General features: G+C 61.5%; 26 protein-coding genes and 1 pseudogene. 22 read left to right on the top strand and 5 right to left on the bottom strand.

Features of this window, described 5'->3' with window-relative positions:
• Positions 1-7 precede the first annotated feature (7 nt).
• The 19 genes and pseudogenes from BQ8482_RS35380 (at position 8) to BQ8482_RS35290 (ending at position 16,427) form a co-directional block, all read left to right on the top strand.
• Positions 8-386, top strand: a pseudogene (locus BQ8482_RS35380) (carboxymuconolactone decarboxylase family protein).
• Positions 387-477: 91 nt separating this feature from the next.
• Entirely contained in the window at positions 478-750 is a 273-nt protein-coding gene (locus tag BQ8482_RS35375) for an Atu4866 domain-containing protein (RefSeq protein ID WP_244603114.1), read from the top strand.
• Between the two features lie 402 nt (positions 751-1,152).
• Complete coding sequence (locus BQ8482_RS35370) at positions 1,153-1,857, top strand: outer membrane protein (protein ID WP_123151766.1); 705 nt, start codon at positions 1,153-1,155, stop codon at positions 1,855-1,857.
• A gap of 96 nt (positions 1,858-1,953) precedes the next feature.
• Positions 1,954-2,214: an Atu4866 domain-containing protein gene (locus BQ8482_RS35365; protein WP_123151765.1), complete on the top strand. Its 261-nt coding sequence runs from the start codon at positions 1,954-1,956 to the stop codon at positions 2,212-2,214.
• 9 nt (positions 2,215-2,223) lie between these two features.
• On the top strand, positions 2,224-2,985 hold the full coding sequence (locus BQ8482_RS35360; protein ID WP_123151764.1) for an NYN domain-containing protein: 762 nt from the start codon (positions 2,224-2,226) through the stop codon (positions 2,983-2,985).
• A 120-nt stretch (positions 2,986-3,105) separates the two neighbouring features.
• Positions 3,106-3,336, top strand: coding sequence for a hypothetical protein (locus BQ8482_RS35355; protein ID WP_095496823.1), 231 nt, complete (start codon positions 3,106-3,108; stop codon positions 3,334-3,336).
• 269 nt (positions 3,337-3,605) lie between these two features.
• Entirely contained in the window at positions 3,606-3,866 is a 261-nt protein-coding gene (locus BQ8482_RS35350; protein ID WP_165848838.1) for a DUF982 domain-containing protein, read from the top strand.
• Between the two features lie 155 nt (positions 3,867-4,021).
• Positions 4,022-4,210 carry a DUF3606 domain-containing protein gene (locus BQ8482_RS35345; protein WP_123151762.1) on the top strand — a complete coding sequence of 63 codons (189 nt, stop codon included), beginning with the start codon at positions 4,022-4,024 and terminating at the stop codon, positions 4,208-4,210.
• Positions 4,210-4,392, top strand: coding sequence for a hypothetical protein (locus BQ8482_RS35340; protein WP_165848837.1), 183 nt, complete (start codon positions 4,210-4,212; stop codon positions 4,390-4,392). Before BQ8482_RS35345 ends, BQ8482_RS35340 begins: the two co-directional genes overlap by 1 nt.
• A 173-nt stretch (positions 4,393-4,565) precedes the next feature.
• On the top strand, positions 4,566-5,615 hold the full coding sequence (locus tag BQ8482_RS35335) for a glycosyltransferase family 2 protein (protein ID WP_165848836.1): 1,050 nt from the start codon (positions 4,566-4,568) through the stop codon (positions 5,613-5,615).
• Complete coding sequence (locus tag BQ8482_RS35330) at positions 5,596-6,297, top strand: class I SAM-dependent methyltransferase (RefSeq protein WP_123151760.1); 702 nt, start codon at positions 5,596-5,598, stop codon at positions 6,295-6,297. Before BQ8482_RS35335 ends, BQ8482_RS35330 begins: the two co-directional genes overlap by 20 nt.
• Positions 6,298-6,374: 77 nt before the next feature.
• Positions 6,375-7,874, top strand: a complete 1,500-nt coding sequence (locus tag BQ8482_RS35325) for a hypothetical protein (RefSeq protein ID WP_123151759.1) — start codon at positions 6,375-6,377, stop codon at positions 7,872-7,874.
• Positions 7,875-8,225: 351 nt separating this feature from the next.
• A complete protein-coding gene (locus BQ8482_RS35320; RefSeq protein ID WP_036266998.1) occupies positions 8,226-8,315 on the top strand; it encodes a K(+)-transporting ATPase subunit F in 90 nt (29 codons plus the stop codon).
• A gap of 33 nt (positions 8,316-8,348) precedes the next feature.
• A complete protein-coding gene (gene kdpA, locus BQ8482_RS35315) occupies positions 8,349-10,052 on the top strand; it encodes a potassium-transporting ATPase subunit KdpA (RefSeq protein WP_123151758.1) in 1,704 nt (567 codons plus the stop codon).
• Positions 10,053-10,077: 25 nt separating this feature from the next.
• The gene (locus BQ8482_RS35310) at positions 10,078-10,290 is read left to right on the top strand and encodes a hypothetical protein (RefSeq protein WP_123151757.1); all 213 of its coding nucleotides are present in this window, start codon (positions 10,078-10,080) and stop codon (positions 10,288-10,290) included.
• The gene (gene kdpB, locus BQ8482_RS35305; RefSeq protein WP_123151756.1) at positions 10,287-12,380 is read left to right on the top strand and encodes a potassium-transporting ATPase subunit KdpB; all 2,094 of its coding nucleotides are present in this window, start codon (positions 10,287-10,289) and stop codon (positions 12,378-12,380) included. The genes BQ8482_RS35310 and kdpB overlap by 4 nt, the downstream gene beginning before the upstream one ends.
• Positions 12,381-12,392: 12 nt before the next feature.
• Entirely contained in the window at positions 12,393-12,962 is a 570-nt protein-coding gene (gene kdpC, locus BQ8482_RS35300; RefSeq protein ID WP_123151755.1) for a potassium-transporting ATPase subunit KdpC, read from the top strand.
• 52 nt (positions 12,963-13,014) lie between these two features.
• A complete protein-coding gene (locus BQ8482_RS35295) occupies positions 13,015-15,732 on the top strand; it encodes a sensor histidine kinase (RefSeq protein ID WP_123151754.1) in 2,718 nt (905 codons plus the stop codon).
• The gene (locus tag BQ8482_RS35290; protein WP_123151753.1) at positions 15,729-16,427 is read left to right on the top strand and encodes a response regulator transcription factor; all 699 of its coding nucleotides are present in this window, start codon (positions 15,729-15,731) and stop codon (positions 16,425-16,427) included. The genes BQ8482_RS35295 and BQ8482_RS35290 overlap by 4 nt, the downstream gene beginning before the upstream one ends.
• A gap of 25 nt (positions 16,428-16,452) precedes the next feature.
• Here the strand turns inward: BQ8482_RS35290 and BQ8482_RS35285 are convergent, their stop codons facing one another.
• The gene (locus tag BQ8482_RS35285; protein WP_123151752.1) at positions 16,453-16,773 is read right to left on the bottom strand and encodes a hypothetical protein; all 321 of its coding nucleotides are present in this window, start codon (positions 16,771-16,773) and stop codon (positions 16,453-16,455) included.
• A 151-nt stretch (positions 16,774-16,924) separates the two neighbouring features.
• Here BQ8482_RS35285 and BQ8482_RS38545 point away from each other — a divergent pair, with 151 nt between their 5' ends.
• The 3 genes from BQ8482_RS38545 (at position 16,925) to BQ8482_RS35270 (ending at position 18,164) form a co-directional block, all read left to right on the top strand.
• A complete protein-coding gene (locus tag BQ8482_RS38545; protein WP_165848835.1) occupies positions 16,925-17,164 on the top strand; it encodes a hypothetical protein in 240 nt (79 codons plus the stop codon).
• Between the two features lie 65 nt (positions 17,165-17,229).
• Positions 17,230-17,526 carry a hypothetical protein gene (locus BQ8482_RS35275; protein WP_123151751.1) on the top strand — a complete coding sequence of 99 codons (297 nt, stop codon included), beginning with the start codon at positions 17,230-17,232 and terminating at the stop codon, positions 17,524-17,526.
• A 128-nt stretch (positions 17,527-17,654) separates the two neighbouring features.
• Positions 17,655-18,164 carry an NUDIX hydrolase gene (locus tag BQ8482_RS35270; RefSeq protein WP_123151750.1) on the top strand — a complete coding sequence of 170 codons (510 nt, stop codon included), beginning with the start codon at positions 17,655-17,657 and terminating at the stop codon, positions 18,162-18,164.
• On the opposite strand, the gene BQ8482_RS35265 is transcribed toward BQ8482_RS35270, so the two are convergent.
• The 4 genes from BQ8482_RS35265 to BQ8482_RS35250 are packed head-to-tail and all read right to left on the bottom strand — an operon-like array spanning position 18,140 to position 22,269.
• Positions 18,140-18,991 (bottom strand): citryl-CoA lyase, encoded by an 852-nt coding sequence (locus BQ8482_RS35265; protein WP_123151749.1) that lies wholly within the window; start codon positions 18,989-18,991, stop codon positions 18,140-18,142. The two genes, BQ8482_RS35270 and BQ8482_RS35265, sit on opposite strands and share 25 nt — an antisense overlap.
• A 13-nt stretch (positions 18,992-19,004) precedes the next feature.
• Complete coding sequence (locus tag BQ8482_RS35260; RefSeq protein ID WP_123151748.1) at positions 19,005-20,189, bottom strand: CaiB/BaiF CoA transferase family protein; 1,185 nt, start codon at positions 20,187-20,189, stop codon at positions 19,005-19,007.
• 15 nt (positions 20,190-20,204) lie between these two features.
• Positions 20,205-21,728, bottom strand: a complete 1,524-nt coding sequence (locus BQ8482_RS35255) for a tripartite tricarboxylate transporter permease (protein ID WP_123151747.1) — start codon at positions 21,726-21,728, stop codon at positions 20,205-20,207.
• 4 nt (positions 21,729-21,732) lie between these two features.
• On the bottom strand, positions 21,733-22,269 hold the full coding sequence (locus BQ8482_RS35250; RefSeq protein ID WP_123151746.1) for a tripartite tricarboxylate transporter TctB family protein: 537 nt from the start codon (positions 22,267-22,269) through the stop codon (positions 21,733-21,735).
• Positions 22,270-22,392 lie beyond the last annotated feature (123 nt).

Genomic DNA, 22,392 nt, shown 5'->3' with positions numbered 1-22,392 from the left:
GCAGACGATGGAAGAGCGGCTGCAACGCGGCGATGCCGTCGTCAGGAGCCTGAACAATGGCGCTCCGCAGCCTGCGCTGGAACGCATGAGACAGGAGTTTCCGTTTCTGGCGGAGCAACCCAGGGCTATGCGCTCGGCGACGTCCGGGGCTCGACAACCGCACACGCCAACTCGCCGCCGTCGCGGTATTCGCAGCCATGGGCGAGACTGCCTTCATGACGATTCATGCCGGTTATGCGCTGAATATCGGCGTGTCCGAGGAAGAGCTGAAGGAAGTCATCTCCATGGTGACGGTTCCGGCCGGATTCCCCCGCGCGATCGCAGCATCGCAAGCGCTCTCCGAGCTGTTCACTGAGCGTCGCGCCGCTCCCGGCAAACAACCCTGAGGAGCTGTCCATGAAACAGATTTCGATACTTGCCGCTGCCGTGCTTGTTGCCGGCGCGGCCGTCTTACCCCTGCAGAAAGGTCTCGCCCAGATGAATGTCGAGCAAAATACGGTTACCCAACCCTCGGGAAGCCATCCCTATGTCGGGATGTGGGTCACGGCCGATGGCCATATCCGCCACAACTTGCTTCCAAACGGCCGCTATGACGAAGCGCGCGGAAACCGTGAGAGCGCGTACCAGGGGCGCTATGAGATCCGAGGAAATCACATCGACTATTGGGACGACACCGGCTTTACCGCTGACGGAACGTTCATTGACGGCGTGCTGCATCACGCCGGTATGATCTTGTATCGGGAGAAGTAGGTGACGCTCGTTCCCCTGCCGACGCTTCGTTCCCGGCCTCGCGACCGACAACGCACGGCTCGGGGCCGATGCGGGTTGCTAATCCTTCATCGCAGTGGACTTCCACCACCTACTCCTTGCCGGTCTCCCGGCGCACCTGTCACCGTACTGCTCGCGCCTGGAGTGCAGATTACGCCTGCCTCCTTCCCGCCGCATTTCGCACACGCGCTGCTGCAACTCACGTACAGCGACTCCTCGGCGGTCAGGAAGTCGGCAAGAGTCACGCGCGCAAAAAGGAACCAGGATCACCGCCACAACCGAACGGTGCATTTGCCTCCATGTGTTGCGCCGCAGTTACAGTTCAACCACAAGCTTTGTGGTAGTCCCGTTCTGGTCACTTCCTTTCAACACAGGCATCGGTCAATGAAGAAAATCGTGTTTGCCACTACGTTCCTTGTCAGCGGTGCGGCCTTGGCCCTGCTTGCGATTCCGGCCTTCGCGGCCGACGCAGTTGTTTACGAGCCCGCGCCGGCTGCGGCTGTTGCCTACGACTGGAGCGGTTTTTATATCGGTGTTCAGGGCGGCTATCTCTGGGGGCAGGCAGATCACAGCTACTCCAACGGTGCGCCAAGTGACGATTCCGATCCCGATGGCTTCATTGGTGGCGTCCATGCCGGGTACAATTGGCAATCCGGTTCTTTTGTCTACGGCGTCGAGGGCGATTTCGAAGGTGGTAGCGTGGATGGCAGCTTCGAAAACCCAACCGGAGCGACATCTGTTGGAACCAGCGAATTGAACTGGCAGGGCTCGATCCGCGCAAGGCTCGGCTACGCATACGACAAGGCGCTTCTCTACGTTACCGGCGGCTGGGCAATTGGCGATTTCGACTTCGGTGGCGGCCCCTTCCCGCTTCCTGTCAGCGGGGACTATTCGGATACGCTCAACGGCTGGACAATCGGTGCCGGCGGCGAGTGGGCCTTCAACGAACATTGGACCGCGCGACTGGCGTATCGGTATACAGACTTCGGAGAAGCCTCAGGCAACTTGGCTCCGGGATTCCCGGATGTCGATATGCCGGTTGACCTAACCACCCACGCGGTGAGGGTCGGCGTCAGCTACAAGTTCTGATCCTTTGGGGACGCAAGGAAAACCCCGGCCTAGCGGCCGGGGTTTTCGTTTGGGCTCGAATAGCTATCACCGCCTCAACATCCGCACCGCCACAACTTGCTTCCAAACGGTCGCTATGACGAAACGCGCGGAAACCGTGCGAGCACATATCAGGGACGCTATGAGATCCGAGAAAATCACATCGACTACCGGGACGACACCGGCTTTACCGCGGACGGAACGTTCATTGACGGCGTGCTGCACCAGGCAGGCATGATCTGTATCGGGAGAGGTAGCCGACGTTCGTCGAATCTCGATAAAAAGGTTTCGCATCGTGCCGCTGCACCATATGTCATTTGGTGCGAAGCCAAAAAATAGGGGCTCACCTTGCCTACTGAACCGCGCTCTCCAAGGCTTGCAGTGCTGATCGACGCAGACAATGCCTCGGCCAAGATTGCCGACGGGTTGTTCGAGGAAATCGCAAAGATCGGCGAGGCGAGCGTTCGTCGCATCTACGGCGATTTTTCCAGCACCCGTTCGAAGGCATGGGCCGACGTGCTGTCGAAGCATGCGATCATCCCGCAGCAGCAATTCGCCTACACCACCGGCAAGAACGCATCCGACATCACGCTCGTCATCGACGCGATGGACCTTCTCCACAGCGGGCGGTTCGAAGGCTTCTGCCTGGTGTCGTCCGACAGCGATTTCACCCGGCTTGCCGCTCGCATCAGGGAACACGGGATCGACGTTTATGGGTTTGGCGAGCAGAAGACACCGGAGAGTTTCCGGCAGGCATGCCGCCGGTTCGTATACACCGAGAACCTGCTTGCGACCGCACCAGCCAACGCTCACGATGCGGCGCCGACGAAATCTTTGCAGCCGCCCAGCGCCGCGACGCCGATCATCACAAAGGTCATTTCACAGATGGGAACTGAGGACGGCTGGGTGCCGCTCGGCATCGTAGGCAATCAGCTCGCCAATCTGGCATCGGACTTCGATCCGAGAACCTTCGGCTTTCGCAAGCTGAGCGATCTCGTGCGGAAGACCAATGCCTTTGAGATCGATCATCCCGAGGGCGGAGCGATGCGTATAAGGGTCAAGCCAGCTGCGGGGAGCCGAGAGAAATCGAAGTCGGCAGCGTCGCGCTGAGCCTGCAAAAAGGCAACTGTCCCCGGTCCGATTGGCCTCTGGTCGGACCACTATTTCGCTGGCGGAAACCGCCATTCGGCGTATCATCTTGTGGGAGGGGGTTCATGGCGGAGGAGGCCAATGAACATCGTTTCGAGAGTGCCTGTCGCTGACTTGACGGCCCAGGAACTTGTTTCATCTGCGCTTTCAAAATTTCGCGCCGGCGACACCATATCGACCAGAGCCGCAATTGACGCCATCCGCCGGGCAGCCCCGGGTTTTGAGGACAGCGACGACCATCTGGTCGAGCTTGTCGTGATGACCGCAATTGGTAGGACCATGGGGGTCGTGTTCGACCATCGGTCCCGCTAATGCATGGCGCTCTGCGCCCAATTAGCTTGCGCACTGTCGGAACTAAAGCGCGTCGCGTTTGATCGGCCTCATGCGACGCGCTTTAGGTTGCTGTTTTATGCATGTCGTTATCGCAAAACCGCTGCACACTTTTGCGCGACATGCATTAGGGCGGCGACGTAAGCCACTCAGTAACCATGAATTGTGATCGGGATGGATCACGCCGTTCGTCATCGGAACGAATGGTCCCGCTGCGCCGTTGCTGTCCTTGGAGTCAAGGAGTGGCGGTAATGCGTGATGAACAATTCGACGTTCCGGTGACGATCGAGAGCGAACGGATCGGCCGCCTCCTCTCTGTGACGAGGACGGTCCAGGCGGCCTCGCTTCTGGTCGACAAATGGCCAGATGAAAAGCGCGGGCCGAAATATCGCGCGGCCTTGAAAGCCATGATGGACGCGATGGAGCAGCGGCGGGCGGTTGGCAGTGCGCGGCGGGCATTCACGGCCGCCGCCAAGGAAGCCCATGTGTTTGTGCGCGAAGGCCGGCACTAAAGCGCATCACGTCTGAAGAGATTCGTGCGACGCGCTTTTAGTTCTTGTTTTTGCATGTCGGAGTCCCAAAACCGCTGCGCACTTTTGGACGACATGCATTAAGGAACCTCACGAAATCTCCGTCGTTATGCTCTAGGTCAACGAGGAGAACTGTCATGCCCGACGACAAGACCAAGACCGACAATCGCGATCGCTCGCAAGCAGCCGGCGACGAAGACTATGAGGTGAGGCATCTCGCCGAGGAAGCCGGCATCACTCCCGATCAGGCACGCACCTTGATCAAGCGCCACGGCACCGACCGCAAGGTGCTGAACGAGATCGCCGAGAGCATAAAGGCGTCGTGATGTCTGACAAGCGGACCACAATGGCGGATCGGAAGAAACGCGAACCGGACGACAAGGAGGCCCTGCGCCTGGCCGAGACCACCGACGTTTCGCCCAACCAGGCCAAGGATCTGATGCGCAAGCACGGCAAGGACCGCGCCAAGGTCGAGAAGGAAGCGAAGAACTTCAAGGCAGAAGGCTGAGCCGCCGACTTGGCGGAGTGTCCGCCCTCGCCGTATCCCCCGCATCACCGTCGCACGCGCCCGGCCATCCGTACGCTTCGCTTATCTGGCGTCGCGGGCCTGCAATCCTGAGCGGCTTATCAATTTTCTAACAAATTCGGCCTATTCCCGTTCTAACCATGGGAGCTGGGCTTTTGGCGCAAACAGAGAAAATCGCTGCGCGACGCGCCGTCGCGCTGTCGGTTGTCGTGCCGTGCTACAATGAAATCGGTGGAGTCGCCGAGCTTTACCGGCGCGTCACAGCCGTTTGCCGTGAACAAGCGGGGCATTCCTACGAGATCGTGCTGGTCATCGACGGAGCCACCGACGGCACCCGCGAGGCCATTTTCGACCTCGCCAAACAGGACAGCCACGTCGTCGGCATAGACCTCGCCCGAAATTACGGCCACCAGATTGCGCTCAGCGCCGGCCTGGAATTTTGCCGCGGCCAGCGCATTCTCATTCTCGATGCCGACCTCCAGGACCCGCCGGAATTGCTCAAAGCCATGATGGCAAAGATGGATGAGGGGTTCGACGTCGTCTATGGCCAGAGGCTGAAGCGCCAGGGCGAAGGCTGGTTCAAGCGCGCAACCGCCGCATTGTTCTACCGTCTGCTGCGCAAGATGGTCGACGTCGACATGGCACTCGATTCCGGGGATTTTCGCCTGATGAGCCGCCGCGCGCTCGATCATCTCAATGAGATGCCCGAGCGTTACCGCTTCATTCGCGGCATGGTGAGTTGGATCGGCCTCAAGCAGGTGGCTTTTGCCTATGAGCGGCACCAGCGCTTCGCAGGCACCACGCATTACCCATTGAAGAAGATGGTGCTTCTGGCAATGGATGCGATGACGAGCTTCTCCATCGTGCCCCTGCGGTTCGCCTCGCATCTCGGCTTGATCTTCGGCTTTCTCGGGCTTGCTGCGCTCGGTTACACGCTCTTCTCATGGTTTGCCGGCAGCGTGTTGCCCGGCTGGACCAGCCTGGCCGCAATCGTCCTGATCCTCGGCAGCGTCCAGCTTCTGGTCCTTGGGATTTTCGGGGAATATCTCGGGCGCATGTATATGGAGACCAAGCGGCGGCCGCTCTACCTCATAAACGAGATCGCTGCCCATGATCCTGCCGCGGGGAAGCTGCCCGTCCATCGCCTTCAGGAAATGGCCCATGAACTGACGAAGGGAGCCGGGCGTGCTTCAGGCCGAGTTTGACCAGTTCGCGCTGGAGTATCAGCAGCAGCATGCCGCAAGTATCCGGCTGAGCGGCGAAACCCCGGATTTCTTCGCGCAGTACAAGATCGACGATGTCGCGGCAAGGCTCGCCCGCTCAGGCCTGAAGCCGCGGCGGATACTCGACTTCGGCGCGGGTGTCGGCAATGCGCTTGGACCTATGCGCGCCGCATTTCCCGACAGCGAAATCACCTTGCTGGACCCCTCCTCGCAGTCGCTCGACATCGCCCGCACGCGTTTTCCCGGCCAGGCCGATTTCAGGCACTTCGACGGCGAAACGATCCCTTACGACGACGCGAGTTTCGATCTCGCCTTCGCCGCCTGCGTGTTCCATCACATCCCCGAAAACCTCCATATCGCCCTGATCAAGGAGATCGAGAGAGTGCTGACCGGTGGTGGCAGCTTCTTTTTGTTCGAGCACAATCCCTGGAATCCGCTGACGACGCACGCGGTGCGAAACTGCGCTTTCGACGAGAACGCAATCCTGATCAACAGCCGCGATATGCGCAAGCGAATGGCTGCGGCGGGCTTCTCCAAACCCGACGTCGTCTACCGGATCTTTTTCCCACGCGTGCTCGCAAGATTGCGACCCTTGGAGCGCTTCCTGACCAGGATGCCTATGGGAGCCCAATATTTCGTGCATGCGGTCAAGCCTGCCGTTTGAGCGGACGCCCTGCCCTCGGATGAGCGACAAGCTGAAACCGCCAATCGATCTGCCGCAGAGCGGCCTGGAGCTATGATATGAACGGGATTCAGGCGACCGTAGCGACCGTTGCGACCGCGTCGTCGCTCAACGACGCGCAGCGGGCCAGAGTGATGTTCTGCCTGCTCGTCGCGCCTCTCGTGGCCTTCGCGCTTTCCGCCCACACCCAAGTCATCCTGCAGGACCCCGACTGTTGGTGGCAGGTCAAGGTGGGGCTCGATCTGTTGGCAAATCGTACGTTCCCGGTTGTCGACAGCTATTCTCATACTTTCGCCGGACACCCGTGGATCGCCAAGGAATGGCTTGGACAGGTTCTCCTTGCACTCGCCTACACGGCAGGTGGCTGGAACGGCGTGGCGGTGCTGATCATCTCAACCATCGCCCTGACGGGCGCGCTGCTGTCATGGTATCTCAGCACCTGGTTGAGACCGATGGCGGCAGTGGGACTGGCCTTGTTCGCGGCGGCCATGATCTCCCCGATCTACACCGCACGTCCGCACATCTTCACCTTGCCCATCATCGTGATCTGGACCGCAATGCTTTTTCGCGCAGCGCGCAATGAGCAGGGACCGCCTCTTTGGCTGCTTGCCCTGCTTGTCCTGTGGGCCAATCTCCACGCGACCTTTACCATCGGCTTCGTCATCGCGGCTTTCGCTGGCCTCGATGTTCTTGTGCGAACCCGCCTGTCCAACCCCGTACTCCTTGGCAAATGGGTTGCCTTCGGGCTGCTCTGCCCGGTGGTCAGCTTGATCAATCCCTATGGCATGAAGGCCATCCTTGCCACTTTCACCGTAGCCTATGGCAATGAAGCGGTTCCCTTGATTATCGAGTGGAAACCGTTCGACGCCTCGGATCAACGGTTCCAGGAAGTGGGTATCCTACTGTTCGTTTTCGCGCTGCTTGTGTCGAAACTTCGCATCGGCTGGGCGAAGGCGATGTTCATCGTCTTTGCCTTGCATATCTATCTCACCCATCTGCGCTTCATGTACCTGTTCTTTCTGCTGGTCCCGATCGTGCTTGCGGCCGAGATTGCGGAGCAATATCCCGCGCTTTCCCTGACGAAATGGATGTCCGACAGGCGCGACGGGCTGGAACGGTTTTTCGCAGAGCGATTTTACCGGATCTGCGGCGTGGCAGGCGTTTTGCTGCTGGGGGCAACCGCAATGCTGACGAGCGCCTATCCGGTCGCGCCGAGCCAGAAGACTTCGGCCAAGGATGCGCTCGCATTCGTCGAAAGCCATCATCTGTCAGGCAATGTCCTGAATTCCTACAACTTCGGCGGCAGCTTGATTTTCCATGGAATCAAGACATTCATCGACGGCCGGACAGATCAGCTCTTTCTCAACGGCTTTATGAAGACAGATGCCGAGACAGGACGCAGCGGTGGAAAGCCTGTCCTCGAAGCGCAGCTCGAGAAGCATGCGATAGACTGGGCCTTGCTGACGCCGGACGACAGCCGCATTCCATTCTTCGATGAATTGGGCTGGAAGCGGGCGTATGCGGACGACTACGCCGTGATCTATACGCGCGATCGCTGATTTTCGGCAGCTTCGCGCCGGCGCGCGACTTGTCTTTAAACGCCGTGCGCTGAGATCGTGACGGCAAAATCCCTATAGGATTTTTATTTCTTTCCTCTTTGCCCCGGCTCGAACCTTTATGGGGTTTGATCCATAACCCGTCGGGAAGGCCTTATCTCGGTCGCCATTGCCGTCGCGACCGAGTGTCTTCACATGACTTCAACCCTGCGGGCTGCAGGCAAGGCAGTGCAAAACGAAAATAAGGAGCAAGTCCGATGGACATCATCGTTCTCGGAATAGGGTTTTTATTTTTCGCCCTGTTCTTCGCCTTCATCAAAGCCTGCGACAGTCTTTAGGCGGAAGGATCACAACATGCTTGTCGATTACATCCTTGGTGGCGCTGTGACCTTGTTCCTTCTCGCATACCTGACATACGCCCTCGTTCGCCCAGAACGTTTCTGACGGCAACTGGCGAAGGCACGGAAAGCTATTTCAATGACTTTCAACGGATGGATACAGATCCTCGTCTATTGCGGGATCGTCGTTTTGCTCGTGAAGCCGCTCGGCGGCTACATGTTTCGCGTTTTCAGCGGCGACCGCATATTCCTCTCGCCGATTTTGGGCCCTGTCGAGCGGAGCCTTTATCGCATCTCGGGAACCAGCGAGCGTGAGGAGCAGCACTGGACCACCTATGCGGCGGCTTTGCTGTTCTTCAACCTGGCCGGTTTCCTGGTGCTTTATTTCCTGCAGCGGCTGCAAGGCAGCCTGCCTTACAATCCGGCCGGTATGAGCGCCGTCGAACCCGGTCTCGCCTTCAACACCGCCGCCAGCTTCATGACCAACACCAACTGGCAGAACTACGGCGGCGAAAGCACGATGTCCTATCTCGTGCAGATGGCCGGCCTCACCGTGCAGAACTTCCTGTCCGCGGCGACCGGCCTCGCCATCGCAATCGCGCTGATCCGCGGCTTCACCAAGGCCTCCGGCAAATCGATCGGCAATTTCTGGGTCGATATGACCCGGTGCACCCTTTACCTGCTGTTGCCGCTCTGCATCGTGCTGACGCTGGTCTATGTCTATCTCGGCATACCGCAGACGCTCAGCGCCTATATCGACGCCACAACATTGGAGGGCGCGCGGCAGACGATCGCGGTCGGGCCGGCAGCCTCGCAGATCGCCATCAAGATGCTCGGCACCAATGGCGGCGGCTTCTTCAACGCAAATGCCGCGCATCCTTTCGAAAATCCCGATGCGATCTCGAACCTGATCCAGATGGTGTCGATCTTCGCCATCGGTGCGGCGCTGACCAACGTCTTCGGCCGCATGAATGGCAACCAGCGCCAGGGTTGGGCGATCTTGACCTCGATGGCCGTCCTGTTCATCGCCGGCGTCGCCGTCTGCTACTGGGCGGAAGCATCAGGCAATCCGCTGGTTCACGCGCTGGGCATCGACGGCGGCAACATGGAAGGCAAGGAAACGCGCTTCGGCATCGTTTTGTCGGCGCTGTTTGCGGTCATCACCACAGCCGCGTCCTGCGGCGCCGTCAACGCCATGCATGACAGCTTTACCGCGCTTGGCGGCATGATCCCGATCATCAACATGCAGCTCGGCGAGGTCATTGTCGGCGGTGTCGGCGCCGGTCTCTACGGCATCCTGATGTACATCGTGATCGCCGTCTTCGTCGCCGGACTGATGGTCGGACGCACGCCCGAATATCTCGGCAAGAAGATCGAGGCCAAGGAGATCAAGATGGCAATGCTCGCCATTCTCTGCCTGCCGCTGGCGATGCTGATCTTCACCGCCATCGCGGTGGTGCTGCCGACAGGCGTCGCTTCCATAGCCAATGCCGGCCCGCACGGCTTCTCCGAGGTTCTCTATGCCTACACGTCGGCTGCCGCCAACAACGGCTCGGCCTTTGGCGGCCTGACCGGCAACACGTCCTGGTACAACATCACGCTCGGCATCGGCATGCTGATGGGCCGCTTCCTGGTCATCATCCCGGCTCTGGCGATCGCCGGTTCGCTGGTCGCCAAGAAGACGGTGCCCGCCTCCGCCGGCACCTTCCCGACCGACGGGCCGCTGTTCGTCGGGCTTCTGGTCGGCGTCATTCTGATCGTCGGCGGCCTCACCTTCTTCCCGGCGCTGGCGGTCGGACCGATTGTCGAGCACCTGGCTGGCATCCACGGGCAGACATTCTGAAACCGCCCCACCTTGGATCAATGTCATGTCCTGGTTCGAAACCATACGCCGCAAGATTCGACATCGAGCCGATCAGAAGGGAGCGACCCCGCCTCCTTTCCCAACCATGTCCACGTTCTTCGGCATTGCGGCCGTCATGATCGTGATCTGGCTGCTGGCGTCCGGGCTTCCGCATCTTCTTTCGGCATCCAATCGATCGGTGCCATCCAACAACATCGATACTGGAGCCACTAAATGAGCCAGTCCAAATCCGCTGTTATCATGGATGCCCGCATCCTGCTGCCCGCCATCGACGGGGCTTTCAGGAAACTGAACCCGCGCACCTTGATGCGCAATCCGGTGATGTTCGTCGTCGCTGTCGTCTCGGCGCTCACGTCAGTCCTGTTCGTCAAGGATCTTGTCACTGGTGGCGGCGATCTCGGCTTCTCGCTGCAGATCATCATCTGGCTGTGGTTCACCGTGCTTTTCGCAAACTTCGCCGAAGCGGTCGCCGAAGGCCGCGGCAAGGCACAGGCGGATTCGCTGCGCAAGGCGCGCACCGAGGCCGAGGCCAAGCTGTTGAGCGGCGAAGACCACACCAAGTTCAAGCTGGTGCCCGGCACCAGCCTGAAGGTCGGCGACGTGGTGCTGGTCGAGGCTGGCGACATCATTCCATCGGACGGCGAGGTGATCGAAGGCGTCGCTTCAGTCAACGAGGCGGCGATCACCGGCGAATCTGCTCCGGTGATCCGTGAATCCGGCGGCGACCGTTCGGCGGTGACCGGCGGCACGCAGGTATTGTCCGACTGGATCCGCGTGCGCATCACCGCGGCCTCCGGCCATACGTTCCTCGACCGCATGATCTCGCTGGTCGAAGGCGCCGAGCGCCAGAAGACGCCCAACGAGATCGCGCTCAACATCCTGCTCGTCGGCATGACGCTGATCTTCGTGCTGGCGACAGCGACGATCCCGAGTTTCGCCTCCTATTCGGGCGGCTACATCTCGGTGACCGTCCTGGTCGCCCTGTTCGTCACCTTGATCCCGACGACGATCGGGGCGCTGCTTTCGGCCATCGGCATCGCCGGCATGGATCGCCTGGTACGGTTCAACGTGCTGGCGATGTCGGGCCGCGCCGTCGAGGCGGCTGGCGACGTCGACACGCTGCTGCTCGACAAGACCGGCACGATCACGCTCGGCAATCGCCAGGCGACGGCATTCCGCCCGGTCAAGGGCGTCACCGAGCAGGAGTTGGCCGACGCTGCACAGTTGGCCTCGCTTGCCGATGAAACGCCGGAAGGCCGCTCGATCGTCGTGCTGGCGAAGGAGAAATACGCCATCCGTGCCCGCGACATGGCAACATTGCATCCCGCTTTCGTGCCCTTCACCGCGCAAACCCGCATGAGCGGCGTCGACATTGATGGCTCGTCGGTTCGCAAGGGCGCGGTCGATTCGGTGCTCGCCCACGTCAATCAGTCGACCGTCGCCACGCACGGTACGCGCCCCAGCAGCGACATCGTCCGCGATCTGCAGGCGATCGCCGACGACGTCGCGAAATCCGGCGGCACGCCGCTGGCGGTCGAGCGCGACGGACGCCTGCTCGGCGTCGTCCATCTCAAGGACATCGTCAAGGGCGGCATCAGGGAACGCTTCGCCGAACTGCGCAAGATGGGGATCCGCACGGTGATGATCACCGGCGACAACCCGATGACGGCGGCGGCGATCGCGGCGGAGGCCGGCGTCGACGATTTTCTTGCCCAGGCGACGCCCGAGGACAAGCTGAAGCTCATCCGCGACGAACAGGCCAAGGGCAAGCTCGTTGCCATGTGCGGCGACGGTACCAATGATGCGCCCGCCCTTGCGCAGGCCGATGTCGGCGTTGCGATGAACACCGGCACGGTCGCCGCACGCGAAGCCGGCAATATGGTCGACCTCGACAGCGATCCGACCAAGCTGATCGAGATCGTGGAAATCGGCAAGGCGCTGCTGATGACGCGCGGCTCGCTGACGACCTTCTCCATCGCCAACGACGTGGCCAAGTATTTTGCCATCATCCCGGCCATATTCGCCGTCTTCTACATCGCGCCGGGGCAGACATCAGGTCCGCTGCAGGCGCTCAACATCATGCATCTGGCAACGCCGCAGAGCGCCATTCTCTCGGCCATCATCTTCAACGCACTGATCATCATCGCGCTGATCCCGCTGTCGCTGAGAGGCGTCAGATATCGCGCGATCGGCGCGGGCGCGCTGCTCAGCCGCAACCTTCTTGTCTACGGCCTCGGCGGCATCATTGTCCCCTTCGTCGGCATCAAGGCGATCGACATGGCCATCACCGCGATTGGCCTCGCATAAGGAATTAAGTCCATGCTCAAGCAAATCAGACCCGCGATCACCATGATCGTTTTCTTCACCATCCTTACCGGCCTGATCTATCCGATCGGCATGACCGGCATCGCCCAAGCCTTATTCCCGCGCCAGGCCAACGGCAGCCTGATCGAGAAGGACGGCAAGACCGTCGGCTCCGAACTGATCGGCCAGGCTTTTGCCAGCGAGCGCTATTTCCATGGCCGCCCGTCGGCTGCCGGCGACGGCTACAATGCCGCCGCTTCGAGCGGCTCGAATCTCGGGCCGACCAACCCCAAGCTGATCGACCGCATCAAGGGCGATGCCGACAGGCTGAAGGCGGAAAATCCGGACCAGCCGGTGCCGATGGATCTGGTCACGACTTCAGGCAGCGGCCTCGATCCGCATATCAGCCCCGAAGCCGCCTATTTCCAGGTCGCCAGGGTGGCCAAGGCCAGGGGCGTTGACGAAGCCAGGGTCAAAGCCCTTGTCGACAGCCATGTCGAGGAGCGCGAGCTCGGCTTCATGGGAGAGCCGGTGGTCAATGTGCTGGCGCTCAACCTGGCGCTGGACGAGGCCACCAAGCAATGAATGGTGATCCGGGGATCGACACCATCCCCGACGCCATTCATGATCGATTTTGATGCCGGACGACAGCCGCAACGAAACCAGACCCTCACCCGACGCGCTGCTTGATCATGCGGAGCGGGAGGCGCGCGGTCGTCTGCGGATATTCCTGGGCGCAGCACCCGGTGTCGGCAAGACCTATGAAATGTTGATGTCGGGCCGTGCAAGACTGGCCGACGGGGTGGACGTGGTGATCGGCGTCGTCGAGACGCACGGCCGCAAGGAAACCCAGGTACTGGTCGACGGCTATGAGGTGATTCCCCGTCGCCAGGTCGACTACAAGGGGCGCATCCTCGAGGAAATGGACCTCGATGCCATCCTTGCCCGGCGTCCGGCGCTGGTCCTCGTCGACGAGCTTGCCCACACCAACGCGCCGGGCAGCCGCCATCCCAAGCGCTATCTCGACGTTCAGGAAATCCTGACGCACGGTATCGACGTCTACACGACGCTCAACATCCAGCATGTCGAAAGCCTGAACGATGTCGTGGCGCAGATCACGCGCGTCAGGGTGCGCGAGACGGTTCCAGATTCCATCATCGACCAGGCCGACGACATCGAGATCATCGATCTCACTCCCGACGACCTGATCAAGCGGCTCGGGGAAGGCAAGGTCTATATTCCCAGCACCGCCCAGCGCGCCATCGAGAACTATTTCTCGCCAGGCAATCTGACGGCGCTCAGGGAACTGGCGCTCCGCCGCACCGCCCAGCGCGTCGACGAGCAGTTGCTGATCCACATGCAGGCCCACGCCATACCCGGGCCCTGGGCGGCGGGGGAAAGGGTTCTTGTCTGCGTCGACGCGCGTCCGGGCGGGGCGGCCCGTATCCGCTATGCGCGGAGATTGGCCGACCGGCTCCGCGCCCCCTGGACGGCGCTTCATGTCGATACCCCTCGTTCAGCCGGGATGTCCGAGGAGGACAAGGATCGGCTAGCGACTCTGCTGCGCCTTGCCGAGCAGCTCGGCGCCGATGTAACGACCATTCCAGGTCAGAACGTCGCGCAGGACATCGTTCGCCATGCGACCGCGAACAACTTCACCCATATCGTGATCGGCAGGCCGACCCGATCGCGCTGGCGGGAATTGATCGAAGGCTCGCTCACCTATGATCTCATCCGCAATGCCGGCGACATCAGCGTCCATGTCATTTCGGGAAATGAACGCAACGCCGAGGCGACGTCGAGGACCGTCAAGGCGGCGGACGAGCAGTGGCAATTCGAGATCTGGCCCTATCTCAAGGCCACGGCCTATGTTGTTGGCTCGCTCGGCTTCGCCGTCCTTCTCCACCAGTTTCTCGACGTCCGCAACCTGGCGATCATCTTTCTCATCGGGGTTCTGACTTCGGCGGTGACCGGCGGTCTCTGGCCAGCTTTGTATGCCTGCCTCATCAGCGCCATTGCCTTCAACTATTTCTTCCTGGAACCACGTTACACGCTGACGATCCAGGATCCGGAGAGCATCGTTGCGCTGGCTGTCTTCCTGGTTGTTGCGGTCATTGCCAGCAATCTGACAGCGAGCGTGCAGCGTCAGGCGGTTGCTGCCCGCTCGCGGGCACGCGCCACGGAAGATATCTATCTCTTCTCGAAGAAGCTCGCCGGCGCTGGCACGCTTGACGACGTGCTCTGGGCGACTGCCTTCCAGATTGCCTCTATGCTGAAATTGCGCGTGGTGCTGCTCTTGCCGGAGAACGGCTCGATCACCGTCAAGGCCGGCTATCCGCCTGACGACACGCTGGCCGAGGCCGACATCGCGGCCGCCCGTTGGGCCTGGGAGCACGATCGCCCCGCGGGCCGCGGCGCCGACACGCTTCCCGGAGCAAGACGCCTGTATCTGCCGTTGCGGACGGGGCGCACCGCCGTCGGCGTCGTCGGCCTCGACAACGACAAGCAAGGTCCGCTGTTGACGCCCGAGCAGCAGCGCCTGCTCGACGCCCTCACCGATCAAGCGGCGGTCGCCATCGAGCGCATCCAGCTTGTTGCCGACGTCGACCGGGCCAAGCTCGAGGCCGAGGCGGACCGCCTGCGCTCGGCGCTGCTGACCTCGATTTCCCATGACCTGAAAACACCGCTTGCCGCCATCATGGGCGCCGCCGGCACTTTGCGGGAATTTGCGCCGGCGCTTCCCGAGCAGGACCGTGCGGACCTGCTGTCGACCGTGCTCGACGAATCGGAACGGCTGAACCGCTTCATCGCCAATCTGCTCGACATGACCAAGATCGAATCCGGTGCGATGGAGCCGAACTACGCATTCCACTATGTCGGCGACATTGTCGGCACCGCCTTTCATCGGGCCAGGAAAATCATCGGCGAACACAAGACCGAAATGGACATTCCCGCGGATCTGCCGATGTTGAGGCTCGACCCCGTCCTGTTCGAGCAAGCGCTGTTCAACCTCCTCGACAATGCCGCTAAATATGCGCCGCCAGGTTCGACGATCCGCCTGCAGGGCTGGGCCGACAATGGTTCCGTCATCCTGCAGATCATGGACGAGGGGCCGGGCATTCCGCCAGCGGATCTGGAGCGCATTTTCGACACGTTCCACCGGGTGCGCAAGGGCGACCAGGTCCGTGCCGGCACTGGGCTCGGGCTCTCGATCTGCCGTGGCTTCATCGAGGCGATGGGTGGGACGATTTCGGCGGCCAACAGGACCGACCGCTCGGGTGCGGTTTTCACCATCAGGATGCCGGTGCCGGCAGACCAACATGTGGACGACCCCGACATGGATGACTTGCCATGACGAACTCCAATGTCAGGATACTGGTCGTCGATGACGAACCGCCGATCCGCAAGCTGCTCCGCGTCGGCCTGGGCAGCCAGGGCTATGCGATCAGCGAGGCGCCGAATGCCAACACGGCGATCGAACTGATGGAGACGGATAGGCCGGACCTGATCCTGCTCGATCTCGGCCTGCCCGGCATGGGCGGCCACGAATTGCTGCGCAAATGGCGGGACGACGGCCTGGATGTTCCCGTGGTCATCCTTTCTAGCCGCACCGACGAGGCCGGCATCGTCTCGGCACTTGAGCTCGGCGCCGACGACTATGTCACCAAGCCGTTCGGCATGAACGAGCTTGTCGCGCGCATCCGCGTGGCCCTCCGCCACAAGTTCCAGCAGCAAGGCGAGAAGCCGATCTTCCACACCGGCGATCTCACGGTCGATCTGGTGAAGCGCATCGTCATGATCGAGGGCAGGGAGATAAAGCTCTCGCCGAAGGAGTACGACATCCTGCGCATCCTCGTGCAGTACGCAGGCAAGGTTCTCACTCACCAGTTTCTTTTGAAGCAGGTCTGGGGCGATTCGACCGACGTGCAGTATCTCAGGGTCTATGTGCGGCAGCTCAGGCAAAAAATCGAGAAAACGCCCGACCAGCCCCGTTACATCACCACCGAAACCGGCGTCGGATATCGTCTGCGCGAAGTGGACTCGGTTTAATCCGCAGATTGGTCTTGCATCTCAACTACTGTTTAGACACCCACCAATCCAAAAAACCTGACTTGCGGCCCAAAACCAGGAGCACAATTAAGGTGGCCACCCCTGCATAAAGATTTACGAAATAGGTGATGGTCAGAGTGATGGCGGTTGCCATACCAAAGATAAGCCCGGGCAAGAGCGACCAAGATTTGCCTTTACCTCGCCAGCTCATCACCAGCGTCACGCCCAGACAGACCAAAAAAATGAATGTTGGCGGCCCGAAATCAGACCTCCAAAAATCGCGGAAATAGATTCCACCGGCAATGGCTATGCAACCGGTAAAGAGCCGCAGGGCGAAGTGCTTCATGTATGCCAGATAACAGGCAAATCTTAATGGATCGCGGGGCGGTTTTTTGAGCCGTCAGATGCTATGGAGGAACTGGAGTCAGTCCGCCGAAAGGTCCGCGATTCGAGAAAGCGCGCCTCTGAAGCCGGTCAATGAGATGGGAAAGCTGCCTGTGTCGACCGCAATCGCATTGATTTTCAAAAATGGTGGCGGCCTTGAGCAGCGGCGTGATTTTCGCGTTGAATGCCACAGGCACCAGGCAACCGACGACCTACCAAGTGCTGAACTGCAGGATGCCCTCCAATTTCCTGTCGTCGATCTCGATATTTATCTCCTTGCCCGGCGCGCATGGGGTCGATGGGCATTGAGTTCGGCAGCTCAACCCGCCAATTCCGCTTCGGCGAGGCTTTAACCATGGCATCACCAGACAAACGCCCTATATGAGTTGGAGGCTCAGTTTCGCGCGGGAATGGATAGATGTCGCCGCTTCGCCTATCGACGATCTTGATGTCGGCAACCCTGGCAACAGCGATGCTGTCGAGCGCTGCTGTTTCCGCGCAGAACGTCACTCCCGCCAACCGCAACGCGCTGGTCCTGCAGGGCGAATTGCAGATGCTGGAGAACAGGCTGCGGCGGCAGCAATATCAGCAGCAGCAACAGCAGTTCCGTGCCCAGGATCGCGAGGTCGCGCCGCAACGGCCAGATGTGCCGCAGATGAAGCCTACTTGCCAGTTGCGGCGGTCAGGCAGCCGCTTCATCAGCATCTGCCGCTGATGAGCCGGCGTTTTCATTTACTTAGCCGATATGCTTGAACGCCGCTCTACTTTAAGTAGCATCAAAGGCGGTTTTGATTTTCGCAACGTGCCTTGCGCTTGGGCACTGCCCTGATTGGATCGTCGGGAATGGCAGCCACCAAGAAGAAGGTCGTACGCAAAGCGAGGAAGGGCGAGCGGATCCGTCAGGTCGCGGCGATTCCCTTTCGGCTGGGCGAGCGTGGCGACGTCGAGGTGATGCTGGTCACCTCGATATCGACAAGGCGCTTTATCGTGCCCAAGGGCTGGCCGATGAAGGGCAAGAGCGGGCGCAAAGCAGCCACCATCGAAGCGCAGGAGGAAGCCGGCGTCCTCGGCAAGACGCTGAAGCAGCCGGCCGGCACCTATTCCTACTGGAAGCGGCTGACGAACCGCTTCGTCCGCGTCGACGTCACCGTCTATCTGCTGGCGGTGACGGAGGAACTGGCCAACTGGCAGGAAGCCAAAAGGCGGCAGCGGGCATGGCTGGCGCCGGAAGACGCAGCCGTGCTTATCGACGAGCCCGATCTGTTAACGCTTCTGAAGAACCTAAAAATCCCCCAACCAGCGCCCGCTGGCGAACTTGAACCAAGGCCTCATTTGGAGTCACCATCTCCCTGAGGGAACGGCCGCACCGGCGTGCCGGTATAGGCCCACAACCATTCGCGCGGCAGTGGTCCCTTGTTGCGGTCGCTCTGTTGCGACTGTTCCCACGCATGCGCCAATATGCCGACCGAGCGCGAGAGCACGAAAAGGCCGCGTGTCAGCGGCGGCGGGAAGCCGAGCTCGCCATAGATGACGGCGGTGGCGCCGTCGATGTTGAGCGGGATCTTCTTGCCCTTGCGCCGCGCGACCTCGGCCTCAACAGCCTCGGCGATGTCGGCGAAACGTCCGCTGACGACGCCGCGCGCGGCAAAATCGCGGGTCAGCTCGATGAGGCGCGGCGCCCGCGGATCGACCGGATGGAAGCGATGGCCGAGCCCCGGCACATAGGATTTTTCCTCGGCGAAGAACCGATCGAGCCGCGACGCGACGGCATCGGCAAGCGTCACGCCTCCATCCAGTGCCGCGGCGATGTCGCCGTAGAAGGCAAGCGCCTGTTCACCGGCGCCGCCATGCACGTCGCCAAGCACATTGATGGCTGAGGCCATGGCACTGTTGATGCCGACGCCGCAGGTGGCCGCCATGCGGGCAATGGCGATCGACGGTGCCTGCGGCCCGTGGTCGACGGCCGCCCCCAGCGCGATGCCGAGCAGCGCCGCCTGCTCCTCACCAGGCAGTTCGCCGCGCAGCATCAGCCAGATCATCGCCGGAAAGCTGACGCGGCCGATCAGGTCCTGGATCTCATAGCCGCGCAGCCGGATCACGCCAGGGCGCATTTCGATGATATCGGTCTGCCACCATTCCTCGCCGCGCTCGCGGCCGGTTTTTTTCCCAACGTTGCTCATGTTCTCGCGTCGCTCATGCCTGCGCCCTTTTCTTGACGCGCGGCGGCAGACTGGCAAACACCTCGTCCATATGCTCGCCCAGCGCCGGTGGCGGCTTGGTCGGCAACGGTGCTGCACCATCGACCATGAACCCGCCGCGCACGACGGTCAGCGGTCGGTCGATGTTCGGCATGCTATCGAAACGGGTGGTCATGTCGCGCTCGATCACTTGCTGCTCGGCCAGCACCTGCGGGATCGTCAGCACCCTGCCCGCCGGCACGCCTGCGCGATTGAGCGTCTCCTCCCAGGCCGCGGCCGAGCTGTTCGCCAGGGCATCCTCGATCAGTGCCTTCAAGGCGATGCGATTGCGCTTGCGCGTCTCGCGCTCGGCAAAGCGCGGGTCCGAGGCCAGCTCCGGCAGCCCGACCAGCCGGCAGAGCGTGACGAACTGCTCCTGCTTGTTGGCGGCGATGTTGAGCAAGCCGTCGCCGGTGCGAAACGTTCCGGAAGGTGCTGCCGTCATGTTCTCGTTGCCCATCGGCTGCGGCTCGACGTCAGCCGTCAGATAGTTGGAGACCGGCCAGCCCAGCGCGGAGAGCGTGCATTCGAGCATCGACACGTCGAGGAAGGCGCCCTCGCCTGTCGTCTTCTGCTTCACAAGTGCCGCGGCGATCGCGAACGCCCCGACCAGTCCGCCCAGCGTGTCGGCGACGGGATAACCGACCCGCAGCGGCGCGGTCTCCGGCGTGCCGGTGATGCTCATGATGCCTGAAAGGCCCTGGATGATCTGGTCGTAGGCGGGATTGTCGCGCATCGGCCCGGTCTGGCCGAAGCCCGAAATCGCGCAATAGACAAGGCTGGGGCGGACTTCTTTCAGCCTGGTATAGCCGAGTCCCAGCCGGTCCATCACGCCGGGGCGGAAATTCTCGACCAGCGCGTCGGCGGAGGCGACCAGATCGAGAAAGCGTTCGCGATCGGCCTCTTTCTTGAGATCGAGCACCACCGATCGTTTGCCGGCGTTCTGCGCCAGGAACGAAGCGCCCATGCCGGCGCTGTTGAGTTCCGGCGAACCGCCGAGCTGGCGCGCCAGGTCGCCGCCTTGCGGCACTTCGACCTTGATCACATCGGCCCCGAGCAACGCCAGCTGATAGGCGCAGTAGGGGCCAGCCAGAACATTGGTCAGGTCGAGGACGCGGATACCGGACAGCAGATCGGTCATGATGTTACAGACAGGTCAGGCATCGCCCGGCACATGCTCCGGTCCGCGCAGGCGCCTGCGTTCGACGTAAGCGTAGATATGCGGCCCAATCAGCCCGATGAACGCCAGCGTCAGCAGCGTCAGCGACAGCGGATGCTTGTAGAACACCGACCAGTCACCGTTCGAGATGGTCATCGCGCGGCGGAACTGCGTTTCGGCGAGCGGCCAGAGGATCATACCGATGATGACCGGCGCCGTCGGGAAATCGAAGCGCCGCATCAGGAATCCGGCCCCGCCGAGCAGATAGAGGATGACGAGGTCGGTCGGCGACTGCGAAATACCGTAGGTGCCGACCGTAGCGAACACCAGGATGCCGGCATAGAGCTGCGGCGCCGGGATTTTCAGCAGCCGCACCCACAACCCGATCAGCGGCAGGTTGAGAATGACGAGGATGATGTTGGCGATGAACAGGCTGGCGATCAGCCCCCAGACCAGATTGGCCTGCGTCATGAACAGCATCGGCCCGGGATTGATGCCATAGCTCTGGAAGGCCGACAGCATGATCGCGGCCGTCGCCGAGGTCGGCAGCCCAAGCGTCAGCATCGGCACCAGCACGCCGGCAGCCGATGCGTTGTTGGCGGCTTCCGGTCCGGCAACGCCTTCAATCGCGCCGACCGTCCCAAACTCCTCCTTGTGTTTGGAGAGCTTCTTCTCGATCGCATAGGACAGGAAGGTCGGGATTTCGGCGCCGCCGGCCGGCAGGGCGCCAATCGGGAAGCCGAGCAGGGCGCCGCGCAGCCAAGCCTTCCACGAGCGCGCCCATTCAGCCGCCGTCATGTAGAGCGAGCCCTTCAGCGGCACGATCTCGTCCTTGCCGGCATAGCGACGCGAGGCCATGTAGAACGTCTCGCCGACCGCAAAGAGGCCGACGGCGACGACGATCACGTCGACGCCGTCGAGCAATTGGCTCATGCCGAAGGTGAAGCGCGGCTGCCCGGTCTGCAGGTCGACGCCGATCATGCCGATGACGAATCCGACGAACAGGCTGGTCAGGCCGCGCACCGACGACGAGCCGAGCACCGCCGAAACCGTGATGAAGGCCAGCACCATCAGCGAAAAATATTCGGCCGGGCCGAAAGACAGCGCGAATTTGACCACGACCGGGGCCAGGAAAGCGACGCCCAGCGTGCCGAGTGTGCCGGCGACGAAGGAGCCGATCGCCGAAGTGGCAAGTGCCGCGCCGCCGCGGCCGGAACGGGCCATCCTGTTGCCTTCCAGCGCAGTGACGATGGTAGCACTTTCGCCCGGCGTGTTTAGCAGGATCGATGTCGTCGAACCGCCATACATGGCGCCGTAGTAGATACCGGCAAACAGGATGAAGGATGCTTCTGGCGCCACCTGGTAGGTGATCGGCAAAAGCAGCGCGATGGTCAGCGCCGGTCCGAGGCCGGGCAGCACGCCGATCGCTGTCCCCAGCGTCGTGCCGAGCAGGCACCACATGAGATTGACCGGCGTAAAAGCGACCGAAAATCCGTGCGCGAGATGGCTGAGCGTTTCCATGGCTTCAGCCTCTCAACATACGGATAATCGAATCGAGACCCGTGTTCAGCTGGTTCTCGATGAAGCCGGCGCCGATATTGACGCCGAGCGCCCTGGCGAAGCCGAAATAGGCGGCAAGCGCCAGGATCAGGCCGAGCAGCACGTCACGCAGCGGATGTCTGCTGCCGAACCCGTGGCAGATGAGAACGAACATGACCACCGACGCTGCGGTGAAGCCAAGCGGCTGGATCAGCACAAGGTTCGCGACCAGTCCGACGGCGACGATGCCCATCGCCTTCCAGTCGGTCGGAGTTTCCTTTTCTTCTTCTGGCTGCCAGCCGCCCCGCAGGGCGGCGACGATCAACAGGAGGGATAGGATCGTCATGCCGAACATGGTGATGTACGGGAAGACGGTCGGGCCGACCTTGGAGTAGAGCGGCGACACCGGAATCGACAGCGTCTGCCAGGCTACTGCGCCGGCGCAGGCGAGAAGCCCGATGCCGATCAGCAATTCGGGCACGGCAAGGCGCGGCCGCGCCGCCTGCTGGTCGCTGGTGCTCATGATCGTCCTCCCTGGATAGGCCGGTCTCCCACAGCCGACCTCACCGCAGTTTCACTCGCGCTGGATCGTATGTCCATGCGGCTGGCGAACATCGGAAAGGGGCAGTGCAGACCGCCCCTCTCC

This window comes from Mesorhizobium delmotii, from assembly GCF_900149755.1.
Taxonomy (GTDB): Bacteria; Pseudomonadota; Alphaproteobacteria; order Rhizobiales; family Rhizobiaceae; genus Mesorhizobium; species Mesorhizobium delmotii.
The sequence above is the reverse complement of the archived record's forward strand: the minus strand, read 5'-3'. Positions and strand labels throughout refer to the sequence as shown.